12 protein-coding genes and 1 pseudogene are annotated in these 15,416 nt (G+C 72.0%); 1 reads left to right on the forward strand and 12 read right to left on the reverse strand.

Annotated elements, in window-relative coordinates; translation table 11 throughout:
* Positions 1 to 48: 48 nt before the first annotated feature.
* The 7 genes from topA to bldG form a co-directional block, all read right to left on the reverse strand.
* Complete coding sequence (gene topA, locus ACIHEJ_RS32215) at positions 49 to 2,865, reverse strand: type I DNA topoisomerase (protein ID WP_400140749.1); 2,817 nt, start codon at positions 2,863 to 2,865, stop codon at positions 49 to 51.
* Positions 2,866 to 3,134: 269 nt separating this feature from the next.
* Positions 3,135 to 3,332 carry a hypothetical protein gene (locus ACIHEJ_RS32220; protein ID WP_400140751.1) on the reverse strand — a complete coding sequence of 66 codons (198 nt, stop codon included), beginning with the start codon at positions 3,330 to 3,332 and terminating at the stop codon, positions 3,135 to 3,137.
* Positions 3,333 to 3,609: 277 nt separating this feature from the next.
* A complete protein-coding gene (locus ACIHEJ_RS32225) occupies positions 3,610 to 5,130 on the reverse strand; it encodes a methyltransferase (RefSeq protein WP_400140752.1) in 1,521 nt (506 codons plus the stop codon).
* 64 nt (positions 5,131 to 5,194) lie between these two features.
* Positions 5,195 to 5,809 (reverse strand): small secreted protein, encoded by a 615-nt coding sequence (locus tag ACIHEJ_RS32230; RefSeq protein WP_400140754.1) that lies wholly within the window; start codon positions 5,807 to 5,809, stop codon positions 5,195 to 5,197.
* 196 nt (positions 5,810 to 6,005) lie between these two features.
* The gene (locus tag ACIHEJ_RS32235; RefSeq protein ID WP_400140756.1) at positions 6,006 to 8,411 is read right to left on the reverse strand and encodes a sodium-translocating pyrophosphatase; all 2,406 of its coding nucleotides are present in this window, start codon (positions 8,409 to 8,411) and stop codon (positions 6,006 to 6,008) included.
* 318 nt (positions 8,412 to 8,729) lie between these two features.
* Positions 8,730 to 9,164 (reverse strand): ATP-binding protein, encoded by a 435-nt coding sequence (locus ACIHEJ_RS32240; RefSeq protein ID WP_400140758.1) that lies wholly within the window; start codon positions 9,162 to 9,164, stop codon positions 8,730 to 8,732.
* 155 nt (positions 9,165 to 9,319) lie between these two features.
* Positions 9,320 to 9,661 carry an anti-sigma factor antagonist BldG gene (gene bldG / locus ACIHEJ_RS32245; RefSeq protein ID WP_010986038.1) on the reverse strand — a complete coding sequence of 114 codons (342 nt, stop codon included), beginning with the start codon at positions 9,659 to 9,661 and terminating at the stop codon, positions 9,320 to 9,322.
* Between the two features lie 81 nt (positions 9,662 to 9,742).
* On the opposite strand from bldG, the gene ACIHEJ_RS32250 reads away from it, so the two are divergent.
* Positions 9,743 to 12,403, forward strand: a complete 2,661-nt coding sequence (locus ACIHEJ_RS32250) for a DEAD/DEAH box helicase (RefSeq protein ID WP_400140760.1) — start codon at positions 9,743 to 9,745, stop codon at positions 12,401 to 12,403.
* A 211-nt stretch (positions 12,404 to 12,614) separates the two neighbouring features.
* Here the strand turns inward: ACIHEJ_RS32250 and ACIHEJ_RS32255 are convergent.
* From ACIHEJ_RS32255 to ACIHEJ_RS32275, 5 genes and pseudogenes are all read right to left on the reverse strand, one after another.
* Positions 12,615 to 13,013: pseudogene (locus ACIHEJ_RS32255) on the reverse strand (Rv3654c family TadE-like protein); the annotation flags it as partial.
* Positions 13,010 to 13,348 carry a TadE family type IV pilus minor pilin gene (locus tag ACIHEJ_RS32260; RefSeq protein ID WP_400140762.1) on the reverse strand — a complete coding sequence of 113 codons (339 nt, stop codon included), beginning with the start codon at positions 13,346 to 13,348 and terminating at the stop codon, positions 13,010 to 13,012. The pseudogene ACIHEJ_RS32255 and the gene ACIHEJ_RS32260, both read right to left, overlap by 4 nt.
* A 22-nt stretch (positions 13,349 to 13,370) precedes the next feature.
* Positions 13,371 to 13,571: a DUF4244 domain-containing protein gene (locus tag ACIHEJ_RS32265; RefSeq protein ID WP_400140764.1), complete on the reverse strand. Its 201-nt coding sequence runs from the start codon at positions 13,569 to 13,571 to the stop codon at positions 13,371 to 13,373.
* 121 nt (positions 13,572 to 13,692) lie between these two features.
* Positions 13,693 to 14,469, reverse strand: coding sequence for a type II secretion system F family protein (locus ACIHEJ_RS32270; RefSeq protein ID WP_400140766.1), 777 nt, complete (start codon positions 14,467 to 14,469; stop codon positions 13,693 to 13,695).
* A 101-nt stretch (positions 14,470 to 14,570) separates the two neighbouring features.
* Positions 14,571 to 15,416 carry a type II secretion system F family protein gene (locus ACIHEJ_RS32275; RefSeq protein ID WP_400140849.1) on the reverse strand — a complete coding sequence of 282 codons (846 nt, stop codon included), beginning with the start codon at positions 15,414 to 15,416 and terminating at the stop codon, positions 14,571 to 14,573.

Below are 15,416 nucleotides of genomic sequence, written 5' to 3' on the forward strand. Positions count from 1 at the left end.
CCTGACCGGGCGTTCTCCGGTTCGCCGGACTCTCCGCCCGCCGGGGTGTCAGCCCTCGGCGCCGGAAGCCGTCGCCTTCTTGGCGGCCGTCTTCTTGACCGTGGTCTTCTTGGCGGCGGCCGTCGTCTTCTTGGCGGCGGTCTTCTTGGCGGCGGTCTTCTTCGCCGGGGCCGCCTTCTTGGCCGGCGCCTTCTTCGCGGTCTTCTTGGCGGGGCCCTTCGCACGCTTCTCGGCGAGCAGTTCGAAGCCGCGCTCCGGAGTGATCGTTTCGACACTGTCACCCGAGCGGAGGGTGGCGTTGGTCTCGCCGTCGGTGACGTACGGGCCGAAGCGGCCGTCCTTGACCACGACCGGCTTGCCCGAGACCGGGTCCTCGCCGAGCTCCTTCAGCGGCGGCTTGGCGGCGGCCCGGCCCCGCTGCTTCGGCTGGGCGTAGATGGCCAGCGCCTCTTCGAGGGTGATCGTGAAGAGCTGCTCCTCGGCCTGGAGCGAGCGCGAGTCCGTGCCCTTCTTCAGGTACGGGCCGTAGCGGCCGTTCTGCGCGGTGATCTCCTGGCCCTCGGCGTCGGTGCCGACGACGCGCGGCAGGGACATCAGCTTCAGCGCGTCGTCGAGCGTCACCGTGTCGAGCGACATCGACTTGAAGAGCGAGGCCGTGCGCGGCTTGACCGCGTTCTTGCCGGTCTTCGGGGTGCCCTCGGGGAGCACCTCGGTGACGTACGGGCCGTAGCGGCCGGCCTTGGCGACGATCTGGTGGCCCGTCGCCGGGTCGGTGCCCAGCTCGAAGTCGCCGCTGGGCTTGGCCAGCAGCTCCTCGGCCAGCTCGACGGACAGCTCGTCCGGCGCCAGGTCGTCCGGGATGTCGGCGCGCTGGTGCTGTTCGGTGTCCTTCTCGCCCCGCTCGATGTACGGGCCGTAGCGGCCGACGCGGAGCACGATGTCGTTGCCCACCGGGAACGAGGACACCTCGCGCGCGTCGATTGCGCCCAGGTCCGTCACCAGCTCCTTGAGGCCGCCGAGGTGGTCCCCGTCGCCGTTGCCGGCGTCGGCCGCGGCGCCCGTGACGTTGCCCTCGCCGAAGTAGAAGCGCTTCAGCCACGGCACGGCCTTCGCCTCACCGGCGGCGATGCGGTCGAGGTCGTCCTCCATCCGGGCGGTGAAGTCGTAGTCGACGAGCCGCCCGAAGTGCTTCTCCAGGAGGTTGACCACGGCGAAGGAGAGGAAGGACGGCACGAGGGCCGTGCCCTTCTTGAACACGTAGCCGCGGTCGAGGATCGTGCCGATGATCGACGCGTACGTCGACGGGCGGCCGATCTCGCGCTCTTCCAGCTCCTTGACCAGGGAGGCCTCGGTGTAGCGGGCCGGGGGCTTGGTGGCGTGCCCGTCGACCGTGATCTCCTCGGCGGACAGCGCGTCGCCCTCGGCGACCTGCGGCAGCCGGCGCTCACGGTCGTCCAGCTCGGCGTTCGGGTCGTCGGCGCCCTCGACATAGGCCTTCAGGAAGCCGTGGAAGGTGATCGTCTTGCCGGAGGCGCTGAACTCGACGTCCCGGCCGTCGGCCGCGGTGCCGCCGATCCGCACGGTGACGGAGTTACCGGTCGCGTCCTTCATCTGGGAGGCGACGGTCCGCTTCCAGATCAGCTCGTACAGCTTGAACTGGTCGCCCGTCAGGCCGGTCTCCGCGGGCGTGCGGAAACGATCACCCGAGGGGCGGATCGCCTCGTGCGCCTCCTGGGCGTTCTTGACCTTGCCGGCGTACGTCCGCGGCTGCGGCGGCAGGTAGTCGGCGCCGTACAGCTGCGTGACCTGCGCACGGGCCGCCGCGACCGCCGTGTCGCTCAGCGTCGTGGAGTCCGTACGCATGTACGTGATGTAGCCGTTCTCGTACAGCTTCTGCGCGACCTGCATGGTCGCCTTCGCGCCGAAGCCGAGCTTGCGGCTGGCCTCCTGCTGCAGCGTCGTCGTACGGAACGGGGCGTACGGCGAACGGCGGTACGGCTTGGACTCGACGGAGCGCACGGAGAACCGGGTGTTCTCCAGCGCGGCGGCGAGGGCGCGGGCGTTCGCCTCGTCGAGGTGGAGGGTGTTCGCGCTCTTGAGCTGTCCCAGGGAGTCGAAGTCGCGGCCCTGCGCGACCCGCCTGCCGTCGACGGTCTGCAGGCGGGCCACCAGCGACGACGGGTCCGACGGATCCCCTGCGCGGCCGGTCGCGAAGGTGCCCGTCAGGTCCCAGTACTCGGCGGAACGGAACGCGATGCGCTCGCGTTCCCGCTCGACGACGAGACGGGTCGCGACGGACTGCACGCGGCCGGCGGACAGCCGGGGCATGACCTTCTTCCACAGGACCGGCGAGACCTCGTAGCCGTAGAGGCGGTCGAGGATGCGGCGGGTCTCCTGGGCGTCGACCATGCGCTGGTTGAGGTCGCGCGGATTGGCGACGGCCTCACGGATCGCGTCCTTGGTGATCTCGTGGAAGACCATCCGCTTGACCGGGACCTTGGGCTTCAGGACCTCCAGGAGGTGCCACGCGATGGCCTCGCCCTCGCGGTCCTCATCGGTGGCGAGGAAGAGTTCGTCGGAGTCCTTCAGCAGGTCCTTGAGCTTCTTGACCTGCGCCTTCTTGTCGGCGTTGACGACATAGATCGGCTCGAAGTCATGGTCTACGTCCACACCGAGGCGACGGACCTCGCCGGTGTACTTCTCGGGCACCTCCGCGGCGCCGTTGGGGAGGTCGCGGATGTGCCCGACACTCGCTTCGACGACGTAGCCGGGGCCGAGGTAGCCCTTGATCGTCTTCGCCTTGGCAGGCGACTCGACGATGACGAGTCGGCGGCCGCCCTGTGCGGTCTCGCTGGTCGGGGACAACTTCGCTCTTCTCTCCGGATCGACGCTGGGGCCTCCCCAGGGCTTCCTCCCGGGGTCGCGGCGTGCTGCTGGCTCATGTGACGCTGCGGAGTGTGACGGTACATCCCGCTCCCGTGTCAAACGGGAAAAGCCCACAACGGCCACTCGAACGGTAACCCGACTACCGCCCTTCCTGCCGCCCGGACTACCGGGTACCCCCTTGTCCCCTGTCCGGAGCGTGACGCTCCCCTTACTGTCGCGGCACCGCCGCGGACCGGCGCCCGCCGATGTCAGAGGCGGGAAAGGCAGTACACACCGAGGGCCAGAGCGACCGTCCCGGACACGCTCGCGAGGGTGGCCGATGCGACCTGGTTCACACCCTGGGCCACCGGCTCGCGCCGCCTCAGGCGAACCCCCGTCCATGCCAGCAGAGCGCCTCCGAACAGGGCGAACACCGCTCCCGCGAAGATCGCCGGCCCGCTCTCCATGTCCGCCCGCCCTTCCGTGCCACCCGGCTCTGCCCAGCGCGGGGAGGGTGGCACGCGGGGGTGACGAGCGGGCGACATCGGGGTGAACGGAAGGCCGGGACTTTTCCGTACACGGGTTCGATATACGCCGTCCGTCCCACGGCACCCATATTTTTCCGGCCGTTTTACCGCCCCGGCGCGTTCCAGCTCGTGCCACGGGCGTACGACCATGATCCGAACGCGCTACGACGGCACGGTACCCGGCGTGCGGCACCCGCGCCTCGGCACGGCGCGCGGTTCAGCGCACCGGCTCCAGGTACCCCTGCTCCACCAGCAGCCGGATCTGTGCCGGGGTCCGGTCGCGGAGCAGCACCGGGTCCTCGCCCATGAGCTGGGCGATGGCGTCCAGGATCCGGCCCGCGCTCAGCGTGCCGTCGCACACGCCCGCGAAACCGGCGCCGACCGTGTCCACCTTGGTCGCCCGGCGCATCCCGCGGTGCTGGCGCAGCACCACGTGCTCCGGGTCCTCGGCGCCGGGCAGCCCGACCTGCTCCTGGACCACTTCCGCGGCGAGCGCGAAGTGACTGTCGAGCAGCGCCGCGTCGTCGTGCTCCCGGAGATAGTCGAGCCGCTCGAAGTGCGCCCTGATCGCGTCCCCGAGGGGCTGCTCGACCGGGTGCGGCCACTCCTCCACGGTGATCGAGGGCTCCGCCGCCCCCGTCCGGCGCAGCGTGATCCAGCCGAAGCCGACCGCCTTGACCTTGCGCGCCTCGAACTCGTCGAGCCAGGCGTCGTAGCGCGCCTGGTACTCCGCCGGGTCGCCGCGGTGGTCACCGGCGTCCCTCAGCCACAGCTCGACGTACTGCGTGACGTCCTGCACCTCGCGCTGCACGATCCAGGCATCGCAGCCGCGCGGCACCCACGACCTGAGTCTGTCCTGCCAGTCCTCCCCCGCGACGTGCTGCCAGTTGGCGAGGAACTGCGCGAACCCGCCCTCGTTCAGCCGTTCCCCCGCCTGCTGAACGAGCGAGCGGCACAGATCGTCCCCGCCCATGCCGCCGTCCCGGTACGTCAGCCGGGCACCGGGCGAGATCACGAAGGGCGGGTTGGACACGATCAGGTCGAAGGACTCGTCGTCCCGGACCGGTTCGAACAGTGAGCCCTCGCGCAGCTCGGCGGCGGGCGCACCGGAGAGCGCGAGCGTGAGCGCCGTGATGTGCAGTGCGCGCGGGTTGAGGTCGGTCGCCGTCACGCGCGTGGCGTGCCGGGCGGCGTGCAGGGCCTGGATGCCGGAGCCGGTGCCGAGGTCCAGGGCGGACGCGACGGGTGTGCGGACAGTGATGCCGGCGAGGGTCGTGGAGGCCCCGCCGACGCCCAGGACGACCCCTTCGTCCCGCTGTCCGATGCCGCCCGCGCCGCCGACGGCGCAGCCGAGGTCGGAGACGATGAACCAGTCCTCGCCGTCGGGCCCGCCGTAGGGCCGTACGTCGACGGTCGCGGCCACCTCGTCGCCGCCCACGCGCGTGAGCCAACCGGCCTCCAGCGCGTCCTCGACGGGGAGAACGGCCGCCACGCGCGCGTGGGCGACCGGCTGCTGCAGCAGGAACAGCCGTACGAGTGTCTCCAGCGGTGTGTCGCCGCGGGTCGCCCTGAGGGCGGGCACGGTCTCGCTGCGGGCCAGCGCCGCGTACGCGGGGGCGCCGAGCAGGTCGAGCAGCCCGTCGGCGGTGAAGGAGGCGGCCAGCAGCGCGTCCCGCAGCCGCGCGGCGGTGTCGGTCCGGTCGGAAGCGGGCAGGGGGGCGAGTCCGGAGTCAGTCACGCCCCCATTGTGTCCCGCGCCCCGCCCCGACGACCTCCCCGCACACTCCCGGCGGAGCCGAGGGTCAGCCCGCCGCCGGCGAAGCCGAGGCCGAGATCTTCTTGCAGCTGGCCTGCTCGGCGATCGCGTCCTTGACCTCGCCCTGCTGCAGCTTCGTCAGCGACTCGGTGCCCGCCTGGTGCTTCTTCTCCAGCTCCGTCATCCGCGCGGCGACGTCCTGCAGACCCGAGGCGAACTTCCCCTGGTTCTTGGTGTCGAGCCCGTCGACCTGCTTCTTCAGGTCGCCGTAGGACGCGGCGAGGCTGTTGAAGCTCTTCACGACGTCCTGCAGCCGCTTCGCACCCCCGTCGACCCCGGGAGGCGCCCCCGCGTCGTTGATCGAGGTGGCTATCGCCTTGTAACCGTCGGCCATGTCCTGGAAGGCCTTCGAGTCGGTCTTCTGCAGCGTCTCGGGCTTGGCGGTGTCGGCGGCCGTGGTGCTGATCGCCGCGTTCGCGGCCTTGATCTTCGCGTCCTGCGCGGGCACCGCGTCGCACACCGTCTTCGCCCAGGCGACCAGCTTGGGGTCGGGCCCCTTGTCGCCGCTGCTGCTGGTGCATCCCGACAGCGCCACTACCAGTACCGCACCGCCGGACAGCGCGGCCGTGAGCTTCTTGTTCACCGGATCGGTCCCTTCCATGGCTCTCGGCCCCCGGACCCTACACGGCGGACGCACACCCTCCCCACGCCGTACGCCCCCTAAGGCGCTCTTTGTGACTCTTCGCACCATGAGAGAGAAGGCTCACGGCGTGGGCGCCGCCCCGCACGCGGGCGGGCGGGCCGCACGTCCGTACGTGCGACCCGCCCGCCCGGTGCACAGGCGACCCGGAGCCGGTCTACGAAACCACCGCGGTGTCCGGCGAGTTGGACACCCGCTCGGTCTTCTCCTCGTCACCGACGGCGATTCCGCGCCGCTTGGAGACGTACACGGAGACGACGATCACCAGCAGCGCGAAGACCGCGATCAGGATCCGCACAGCCATGTTCTTGTCGTGGCCGTAGGAGAACTTGATCACCGCCGGCGCGATGAGCAGGGACACCAGGTTCATGACCTTCAGCAGCGGGTTGATCGCCGGTCCGGCGGTGTCCTTGAAGGGGTCGCCGACGGTGTCGCCGATCACCGTGGCCGCGTGGGCCTCACTGCCCTTGCCGCCGTGGTGGCCGTCCTCCACCAGCTTCTTGGCGTTGTCCCAGGCGCCACCGGAGTTGGCCAGGAACACCGCCATCAGCGTGCCCGCGCCGATCGCGCCGGCGAGGTAGGAGCCGAGCGAGCCGACGCCGAGCGTGAACCCGACGAAGATCGGCGCCATGACGGCGAGCAGACCGGGCGTGGCCAGCTCCCTGAGGGCGTCCTTGGTGCAGATGTCGACGACCTTGCCGTACTCGGGCTTCTGGGTGAAGTCCATGATCCCGGGCTTCTCGCGGAACTGCCGCCGCACCTCGAACACGACCGACCCCGCCGACCGGGACACGGCGTTGATCGCCAGTCCGGAGAAGAGGAAGACGACCGCGGCGCCCGCGATCAGGCCGACGAGGTTGTTGGGCTGCGAGATGTCCAGGGACAGGCTGAGCGGCGCCCCCGGACCGGTGAGCTTCACCCCGACGTCGTGCACGTTGGTGGTGATCGCGTCGCGGTACGACCCGAACAGCGCCGACGCGGCGAGGACGGCGGTGGCGATGGCGATGCCCTTGGTGATGGCCTTGGTGGTGTTGCCGACCGCGTCCAGGTTGGTGAGCACCTGCGCGCCGGCGCCCTGGACGTCACCGGACATCTCGGCGATGCCCTGCGCGTTGTCGGAGACCGGCCCGAAGGTGTCCATGGCGACGATCACGCCGACCGTGGTGAGCAGGCCGGTGCCGGCCAGCGCCACCGCGAACAGCGCCAGCATGATCGACGTTCCGCCGAGCAGGAACGCGCCGTACACACCGAGCGCGATGAGCAGCGCGGTGTAGACGGCGGACTCCAGGCCGACCGAGATGCCGGACAGGACGACGGTGGCCGGGCCGGTGAGGGAGGTCTTGCCGATGTCCCGGACCGGGCGGCGGTTGGTCTCGGTGAAGTAGCCGGTCAGCTGCTGGATGACGGCCGCGAGCAGGATGCCGATGGCCACCGCGACCAGGGCGAGGATCCGCGGGTCGCCGCCCTTGCCCTTGATGGCCGCGTCCGTCACACCGTTGAGGCCGGAGTACGTCGACGGCAGGTAGACGAAGACGGCGACGGCGACCAGCACGAGGGAGATCACCGCGGAGATGAAGAAGCCGCGGTTGATCGCGGACATGCCGCTGCGGTCGGTGCGGCGCGGGGCGACCGCGAAGATGCCGATCATCGCGGTGATCACACCGATGGCGGGCACCAGCAGCGGAAACGCCAGCCCGGAGTCACCGAAGGCGACCTTGCCGAGGATCAGCGCGGCCACCAGGGTGACGGCGTACGACTCGAAGAGGTCGGCCGCCATGCCCGCGCAGTCGCCGACGTTGTCGCCCACGTTGTCGGCGATGGTCGCGGCATTGCGCGGGTCGTCCTCCGGAATGCCCTGCTCGACCTTGCCGACCAGGTCGGCGCCGACGTCGGCGGCCTTGGTGAAGATGCCGCCGCCCACACGCATGAACATCGCGATCAGGGCGGCGCCGAGGCCGAAGCCCTCGAGCACCTTCGGTGCGTCGGCCGCGTACACCAGCACCACGCAGGAGGCGCCCAGCAGGCCGAGCCCCACCGTGAACATTCCGACGACGCCGCCCGTGCGAAATGCGATCTTCATCGCGGTGTGCGAGACGGTGGTGAGATCCTTTTCGGGTTCGCCTTCGGCCGGGGTGGCTTCCCGGGCCGCCGCGGCGACACGCACATTGCTGCGCACGGCGAGCCACATGCCGATATAGCCGGTGGCCGCCGAGAACGCCGCTCCGATCAGGAAGAACACCGAGCGTCCGGCACGCTGATTCCAGTCGTCCGCGGGCAGCAGCATGAGCAGGAAGAAAACGATCACGGCGAATACGCCGAGCGTGCGCAGCTGCCGGGCGAGATACGCCTTGGCGCCTTCCTGGACCGCCTCGGCGATCTGCTTCATGCTGTCGGTGCCCTCGCCGGCCGCCAGCACCTGGCGCACCAGGACGCCCGCGACCACCAGCGCGGCCAGGGCGACGGCCGCGATGACGGCCACCATGATCCGGTTGTCGTCGGTCAGGACCGCGGCTGCGAGGGAAGTGGGGTGACCCAACTGATGAGGGGAAGAAAGCCCCGCCATTCGTCCTCCTTGACGCTTGGGCTGAGCTCAAGATGTGGACGGATTCTAGGTACCCGCGTGTGATCGCAACAGAGCACGGTAAACGGAATTGGCCTCAACCGGCTCAGCAGGAAAATGATCGAGGTCCCAGCGGGGAACCCGAATGGAGTAATGCCCTCGGGGCATTGACGCGACACATTGATGCTTGATCAAAGCGGTGGCGGCTGATCGTGAATTCCTTCACGAATTCCACGACCGCCGGCCGAGCGGCTCGCGAGGGTGTCGGAAAAAGCAGCGAGGGCCCTGCTGAGCAGGGCCCTCGGGAGTGTGCGCCAAGCGTCAGAGAAGCGCCGTGACCGGCGGGGTCGTCGGCCAGGTCATGCGGATCAGGCCGCCGTTGCGGCTGGTGGAGACCTCCACGTCGTCGACGAGGCCGCTGATGACCGCGAGGCCCATCTCGTCCTCCTCGGCCTCCGCGTCACCGTCGGGCGCGTCGCCGGGCGTGTCGCCGCCCGGAGCGGCGTGCGGAGCCGCGTCGCCGACCTCGATGGAGAACTGTTTCTCCTCTTCGATCAGCGCGACCTTCACCGGTGCGGTGATGTCGTGGCTCTGGTGCAGTCCGACGGCACGGGAGCAGGCCTCGCCCACGGCGAGCCGGACCTCGTCCAGCACGGCCTCGTCCACCCCGGCCCTGCGCGCCACCGCTGCCGCCACCAGCCGGGCGGTCCGGACGTGCTCGGGCAGCGCGCTGAAGCGGAGTTCGACGGTGGCCATGCATCCCCCTCGCGACTACGGGCGTGCGATCGGGGGCGGGGCCGCGCAGAGCCCGTACCCCCTGGTGTGCTTCAGTGCCCCGGGCTGGCTGCCCGGGACGGGACCGACCGGCGTGCGGACCGCGTGCAGCGGCCCGCCGCCGGGGACGGTCCGGGTCAGTCGGTGGCCGCCACCGCTTCCTCGACCGAGGTGTGGATCGGGAACACCTTGGTGAGGCCGGTGATGCGGAAGATCTTCAGAATGCGCTCCTGGTTGCAGACCAGGCGCAGCGAGCCCTCGTGGGCACGCACTCGCTTCAGGCCGCCGACCAGCACGCCGAGACCGGTGGAGTCGAGGAAGTCCACGCCCTCCATGTCGACGACGAGGTGGAAATTGCCGTCGTTCACCAGCTCGACCAGCTGCTCGCGCAGCTTGGGCGCGGTGTATACATCGATTTCGCCACCGACCTCGACGACCGTACGATCGCCGACGGTACGGGTCGACAGGGACAGGTCCACGGATCCTCCAGCACCTTGCTATCGAGCGGTCGCCTCTCGGGCACCTCGGCTTGCCGCGCCCGGAACGCATCGCCAGCCGCGATGGCATTCAATCACTTACCGGCAGGCGTGCACGACGCCTTGGCTCCATTGTCCGTCACGCCAGTGACACACTCGGTGCCGATGGCCAAGAATCACCGATCCGATCTGCCCCCGGCGAACCCGGCTTCCGGCCCGTCTCCGGGCACGGTTCTGGGCCGGCTCGCCTCCGGGCCGAGCCGGGCTGCGCGCATCACTCATACGGAGCACTTGCCCCCGCGCGCGGGCCGCCATGCCGTCTGGCCTGACCGGATTCGGTCCGAGGTGATCGCGGCCGTCCAGGAGTGCGGGATCGAGCACCCCTGGGCGCACCAGGCGCTGGTCGCCGAGCACGCCCTGGACGGTGACTCGGTGGTGGTCGCCACCGGCACCGCCTCCGGCAAGTCCCTCGCCTACCTCGTCCCTGTCATGTCCACCCTCCTGGACGGCTCCGAGGCTCCGAACGGCCGCGGTGCCACCGCCCTGTACCTGGCCCCCACCAAGGCGCTCGCGGCGGACCAGTGCCGGTCGGTGAAGGAACTTTCACAATCTTTGGGCCATGCCGTACGGCCGGCCGTGTACGACGGCGACACTCCGTTCGAGGAACGGGAGTGGATCCGCCAGTACGCCAACTACGTCCTGACCAACCCCGACATGCTGCACCGCGGGATCCTGCCGTCCCACCCGCGCTGGTCCTCCTTCCTGAAGTCGCTGAAGTACGTCGTCGTCGACGAGTGCCACACCTACCGGGGCGTGTTCGGCTCGCACGTCGCCCAAGTGCTGCGCCGGTTGCGCCGGCTGTGTGCCCGCTACGGCGCCTCTCCCGTGTTCCTGCTGGCCTCCGCCACCGCCGCCGAGCCCGCCGTCGCCGCCCGCCGGCTGACCGGTCTGCCGGTGACCGAGGTCGCCGACGACGCCTCCCCGCGCGGGGAGCTCGTCTTCGCCCTGTGGGAGCCCCCGCTGACCGAACTGCACGGCGAGAAGGGTGCACCCGTCCGGCGTACCGCCACCGCAGAGACCGCCGACCTGCTGACCGACCTCACCGTGCAGGGCGTGCGCTCGGTGGCCTTCGTACGGTCCCGGCGCGGCGCCGAGCTGATCTCGGTGATCGCGCAGGAGAAACTCGCCGAGGTGGACCGCTCCCTGGTCCGGCGTGTCGCGGCCTACCGCGGCGGCTATCTCCCCGAGGAGCGCCGCGCCCTGGAACGCGCCCTGCACTCCGGCGACCTCCTGGGCCTCGCCGCCACGACGGCCCTGGAGCTGGGTGTGGACGTCTCCGGCCTGGACGCGGTCGTGATCGCCGGTTACCCGGGCACCCGCGCCTCCCTGTGGCAGCAGGCGGGCCGTGCGGGCCGCTCCGGCCAGGGCGCCCTGGCGGTCCTCGTCGCCCGCGACGACCCGCTGGACACCTTCCTGGTCCACCACCCCGAGGCCCTGTTCGACCGGCCGGTGGAGTCGACCGTCCTCGACCCCGACAATCCCTACGTCCTCGCCCCGCACCTGTGCGCCGCCGCCGCGGAACTCCCGCTGACCGAGGAGGACTGGGACCTCTTCGGGCCGGCCTGCGCGGATGTGCTGCCGCAGCTGGAGGCCGCGAAGCTGCTGCGCCGCCGTACGAAGGCCTGGCACTGGACCCGCCGGGAGCGGGCCGCCGACCTGACCGACATCCGGGGCGCCGGTGGCCGCCCGGTGCAGGTCGTCGAGGCGGGCACGGGCCGGCTGCTCGGCACGGTCGACGCCGGTGCCGCACACTCCACGGTGCACGAGGGCGCGGTCCACCTGCACCAGGGCCGCACCTACCTGGTGCGTCACCTGGACCTGGAGGACTCGGTCGCCCTGGTCGAGCAGGCCGACCCGCCGTACTCCACGGTCGCCCGCGACACCACGGCGATCTCCGTCCTGGAGACGGACACCGAGATCCCGTGGGGCGCGGGCCGCCTGTGCTACGGCTCCGTGGAGGTCACCAACCAGGTGGTCTCCTACCTGCGCAGACGCCTGATCACCGGTGAAGTGCTCGGCGAGACGAAACTCGACCTCCCTCCTCGTACGCTGCGCACCCGCGCGGTGTGGTGGACGGTCACCGAGGACCAGCTGGACGAGGCCCGGATCACCCCGGAGATCCTCGGCGGCTCCCTGCACGCCGCCGAGCACGCCTCGATCGGCATGCTGCCCCTCTTCGCGACCTGCGACCGCTGGGACATCGGCGGTGTCTCGATCCCGCTCCACCCCGACACGCTTCTGCCGACGGTCTTCGTCTACGACGGCCACCCCGGCGGAGCAGGCTTCGCCGAGCGCGCCTTCCACACCGCCCGGGCCTGGCTCGCCGCCACCCGCGAGGCCATCGCCTCCTGCGAGTGCGAGGCCGGCTGCCCGTCCTGCATCCAGTCCCCCAAGTGCGGCAACGGCAACGACCCGCTGCACAAGCGAGGGGCGGTCCGGCTGCTCACGGTGCTGCTGCGAGGAGCACCGGAGGAGAACGGGGAGCGGAGCGCCGGGGAGACAGCGTTCGCAGCGGCAGGCTCGGATGCCGTGGTGAGGCCTGGGGCGAGCGCCGGGACGACGGCGGAGGAGACGGTGGGGGAACAAGCGGCTCAGGAGGGCCAGTCACCCCGGAGAGGCCGGCCGGCCCAGGAAGGGGAGCCAGCCCAGGAAGGGGAGCGGACCCAGGAAGGCCGATCGCCTTAGGAAGACCGATCGCCTGAGGAAGACCGGTCGCCCCAGGGAGATCAGCTCGCTCCGGAGGGCCAGCCGCTCCTGGGAGCCCAGTGGGCCTGGAAAGAGCAGCCGCCCCCGGGAGACCCGCCCGCCCAGGGAGAACAGCCTCCCCAGGAAGAGCAGCCGCGCCAGCGAGACCAGCCGACCCAGGAAGGGCGCGGGGGCCTGGCGGAGCCTGCGGCGGAGCCGGGGCGGGCGCCCCGCCGCTGAGCGGGGGCGGCACGGGACCCGCCGGCCCCGCTCTGGCCCTGACCTCCGCCGCGAACGGCCCTCGTCCCGAGGCGGCCGTGATCTCCGAGGTCTCCCCCACGATCGCGCACCGCACCAGCCGCACCCCCTGGGCCGCCGCCACCCGCTCGGCCCGGGCGCAGGCCGCCGTGCCGCCCTCGGCCCAGTGGTCCGCCGCGGCGAGCGCCGCCAGATCCGCGCCGCCGGCGGCCCGGTGCCGTACGACGACGGCCTGTCCCAGAGCGAGCACGGCACCGAACACCAGGCACAGCACCGCCATCGCGCCCAGGCTCCAGACGGTGGCCGACCCGCGGTCGGAGCACCGCCGGCCCGGAGCCCGCCCGCGCCTCACGGCCCCGCTCCTCTCGTGCCCACCGTGTCCTCAGCCGACGCCACGGCCTCCTCACGCACCTCGAAGGGCAGCCCGCTCAGCACCGGCGGCCTGGCCACCACCGACACCCGGACCTGATCACCCTCGCGGCCCACCGTCACCCGCGCCCCGCGCGGCGCCGCTTCCCGGGTCACCGTCACCACCGCGTCGGCCGGGTCCTGACGGGCGGCGGCCCGGGCTCCCGCGCGGGCGGCGTCCACGCACTGGATCTGCGCCGCCACCACGAGCAGCCCCCAGACCAGCGCCATCGTGAACGCCACCAGCACGCACAGCACCATGGCCGCCTCCGCGGTCACGAACCCCCGGTCCGCTCCTCGCTCACATCCGCGCACTGAGGGCCTTCTTCACGATGCTCTGCAGTTCCTCCCTGACCTGGCCGCTGGTGACGACCTCGTAGAGCAGCAGTGCGAACCCGACCGCCGCGATGATCCCCATCGCGTACTCGGACGTCACCATTCCGGCGTCCGCCCGGCTCCTGGCCCGCAGCCGTACCGCCACTTCCCTGATCCTCCTGCGCATTCCAACCCCCTTGAGGTTTCGTTCCGTTGCTGGTCGTCTTCGTCGTCGGCCGTCTTCGTCGCCGGCCGTCCGCGGTCACTTCCGTGCGGCCGCTCCCGTACGTCTCACCTGCTCCTCCGCCTCACCTGCCTCCCACCACCCCGCCCGCGAGTCCGATGACCACGGGCAGCACGCCGACCGCGACGAAGGCGGGCAGGAAGCACAGGCCCACCGGCGCGGAGATCAGTACCGCCGCGCGCCGCGCGCGGGCCGTCGCGGTGCGGGCCCACTCCGCGCGCGCGTCCGAGGCGAGCCGGGCGACCGGTACGGCCGCGGGGAGTCCGGTCTCGTCGGCCCGCTCCAGCAGCCGTGCCAGCGTCCCGGCGCCGGGCAGCGCCGCCAAGCGCCGCCAGGCGTCCGCCGGCCGGCCACCGAGCCGCACCTCCGCCGCACCACGCGCCAGCGCCTCCCCGACGGGTCCGCCGAGCGCCTCCCCCACCGCCTGCGCGGCGATCACGGGCCCGGCACCGGCAGCGATGCAGGCGGCCAGCAGGTCGGCGGCGAGCGGAAGCCGGCGCGCCGCTTCCGCGGTGTCGACCGCCTCGGCCTCGTCCGCGCCCCGCCGGCTTCGCCACCGCCACAGCACGGCACCGGCACCCAGCCCCAGCACGGCCCCGGTGACACCACCGACCAGCACCCAGGCACCGCATGCCGCACCGGTCGGCGGCAGCCACCGGCGCACCGCACCCGCGACCTCGAACGTCCGTCTGCGCTGCCTGACCTCCAGCCCCAGCAGCTCGGCCGCCCGCCGCCGTGCCCGGCGCCGTCGCCGGACGGCCTCCAGCCACCGGATCCCCCACCCGAGGGCCAGTACGACGGCCCCGGCCGTCCCCAGCCTGTGGACAACTTCTCCGCTCATCCCGCGCGCTCTCCCTCCACGCTCCGCTCTCCCTCCACGCTCCGGACCGTCCCTCGCATCCCGGCCGTCCCCGGCCCCGGCCGCTCCCGCTCCGACGCCCCTCACACCGCCTCCGCTCCCCGCACGATCCGCATCGCCCACCACATCCCGGCCGCCTCGAAGGCCGCCCCGGCCGCCAGGCAGCCGAGTCCGGCGCCGGTGTGGAGCAGGACGTGCAGTGGATCGGCGCCCATGGCCGCGCCGAGGAGCAGGGCGAGGCCGGGCAGTGCGGCAAGCAGCAGGGCCGTGACCCGGGCACCCGCCAACTGGGCTCGCAGATCCGCCCGTTGATCACGCTCGGCCCGCAGGGCCGCGTCGAGGCGGTCGAGGCCGACTGCGAGCCCGGCGCCCTGGTCGACGGCCACCCTCCAGCACGCGGCCAGTCCGAGCAGGCCCTCGGCGCCCGGCTGCCGGGCCGCCGCGGCGAGCGCGCCGGGCACGTCCCCGCCGAACCGGGCCGCCGCGACCACGGACGCCTGCGCGTCCCCGAGTCCGCCGGAGTCCCGCGCCGCCCGCAACAGCGCCTCACCGGGCTGCCGCCCCGCCCGCACCTCCCCGGCGAGGGCTCCGCACAGGCCGATCACCGCGTCCACCCGCCGCTCACGGCTGTGCCGGGCCCGCCGGGTCAGCCGCACCCGGCGCAGCACCGGCACCCCGGCCGCCCCCGCGGCGACCGGAAGCGCCGAGGAGCCGAGCAGGGCGAGCAGCAGCCCGGCCGCGAGCGCCCACCACTCGGGCCCCACCCGTGAGCCCAGCCGACGCAGTTCCGCGCGGGTCTGATGCCAGGAAGGCGGGCCCGTCGCCACCACCCCGCCCCCCGCGAGGAGCAGTCGCGCCCGTCGCATCCCGTGATGCCCCGCGCCCAGCAGCCAGGCCACCGCGCCGAGGCAGACGAGCGCGGCCCCCAT

The sequence above is a fragment of the Streptomyces sp. NPDC052301 genome, assembly GCF_044593395.1.
GTDB lineage: Bacteria > Actinomycetota > Actinomycetes > Streptomycetales > Streptomycetaceae > Streptomyces.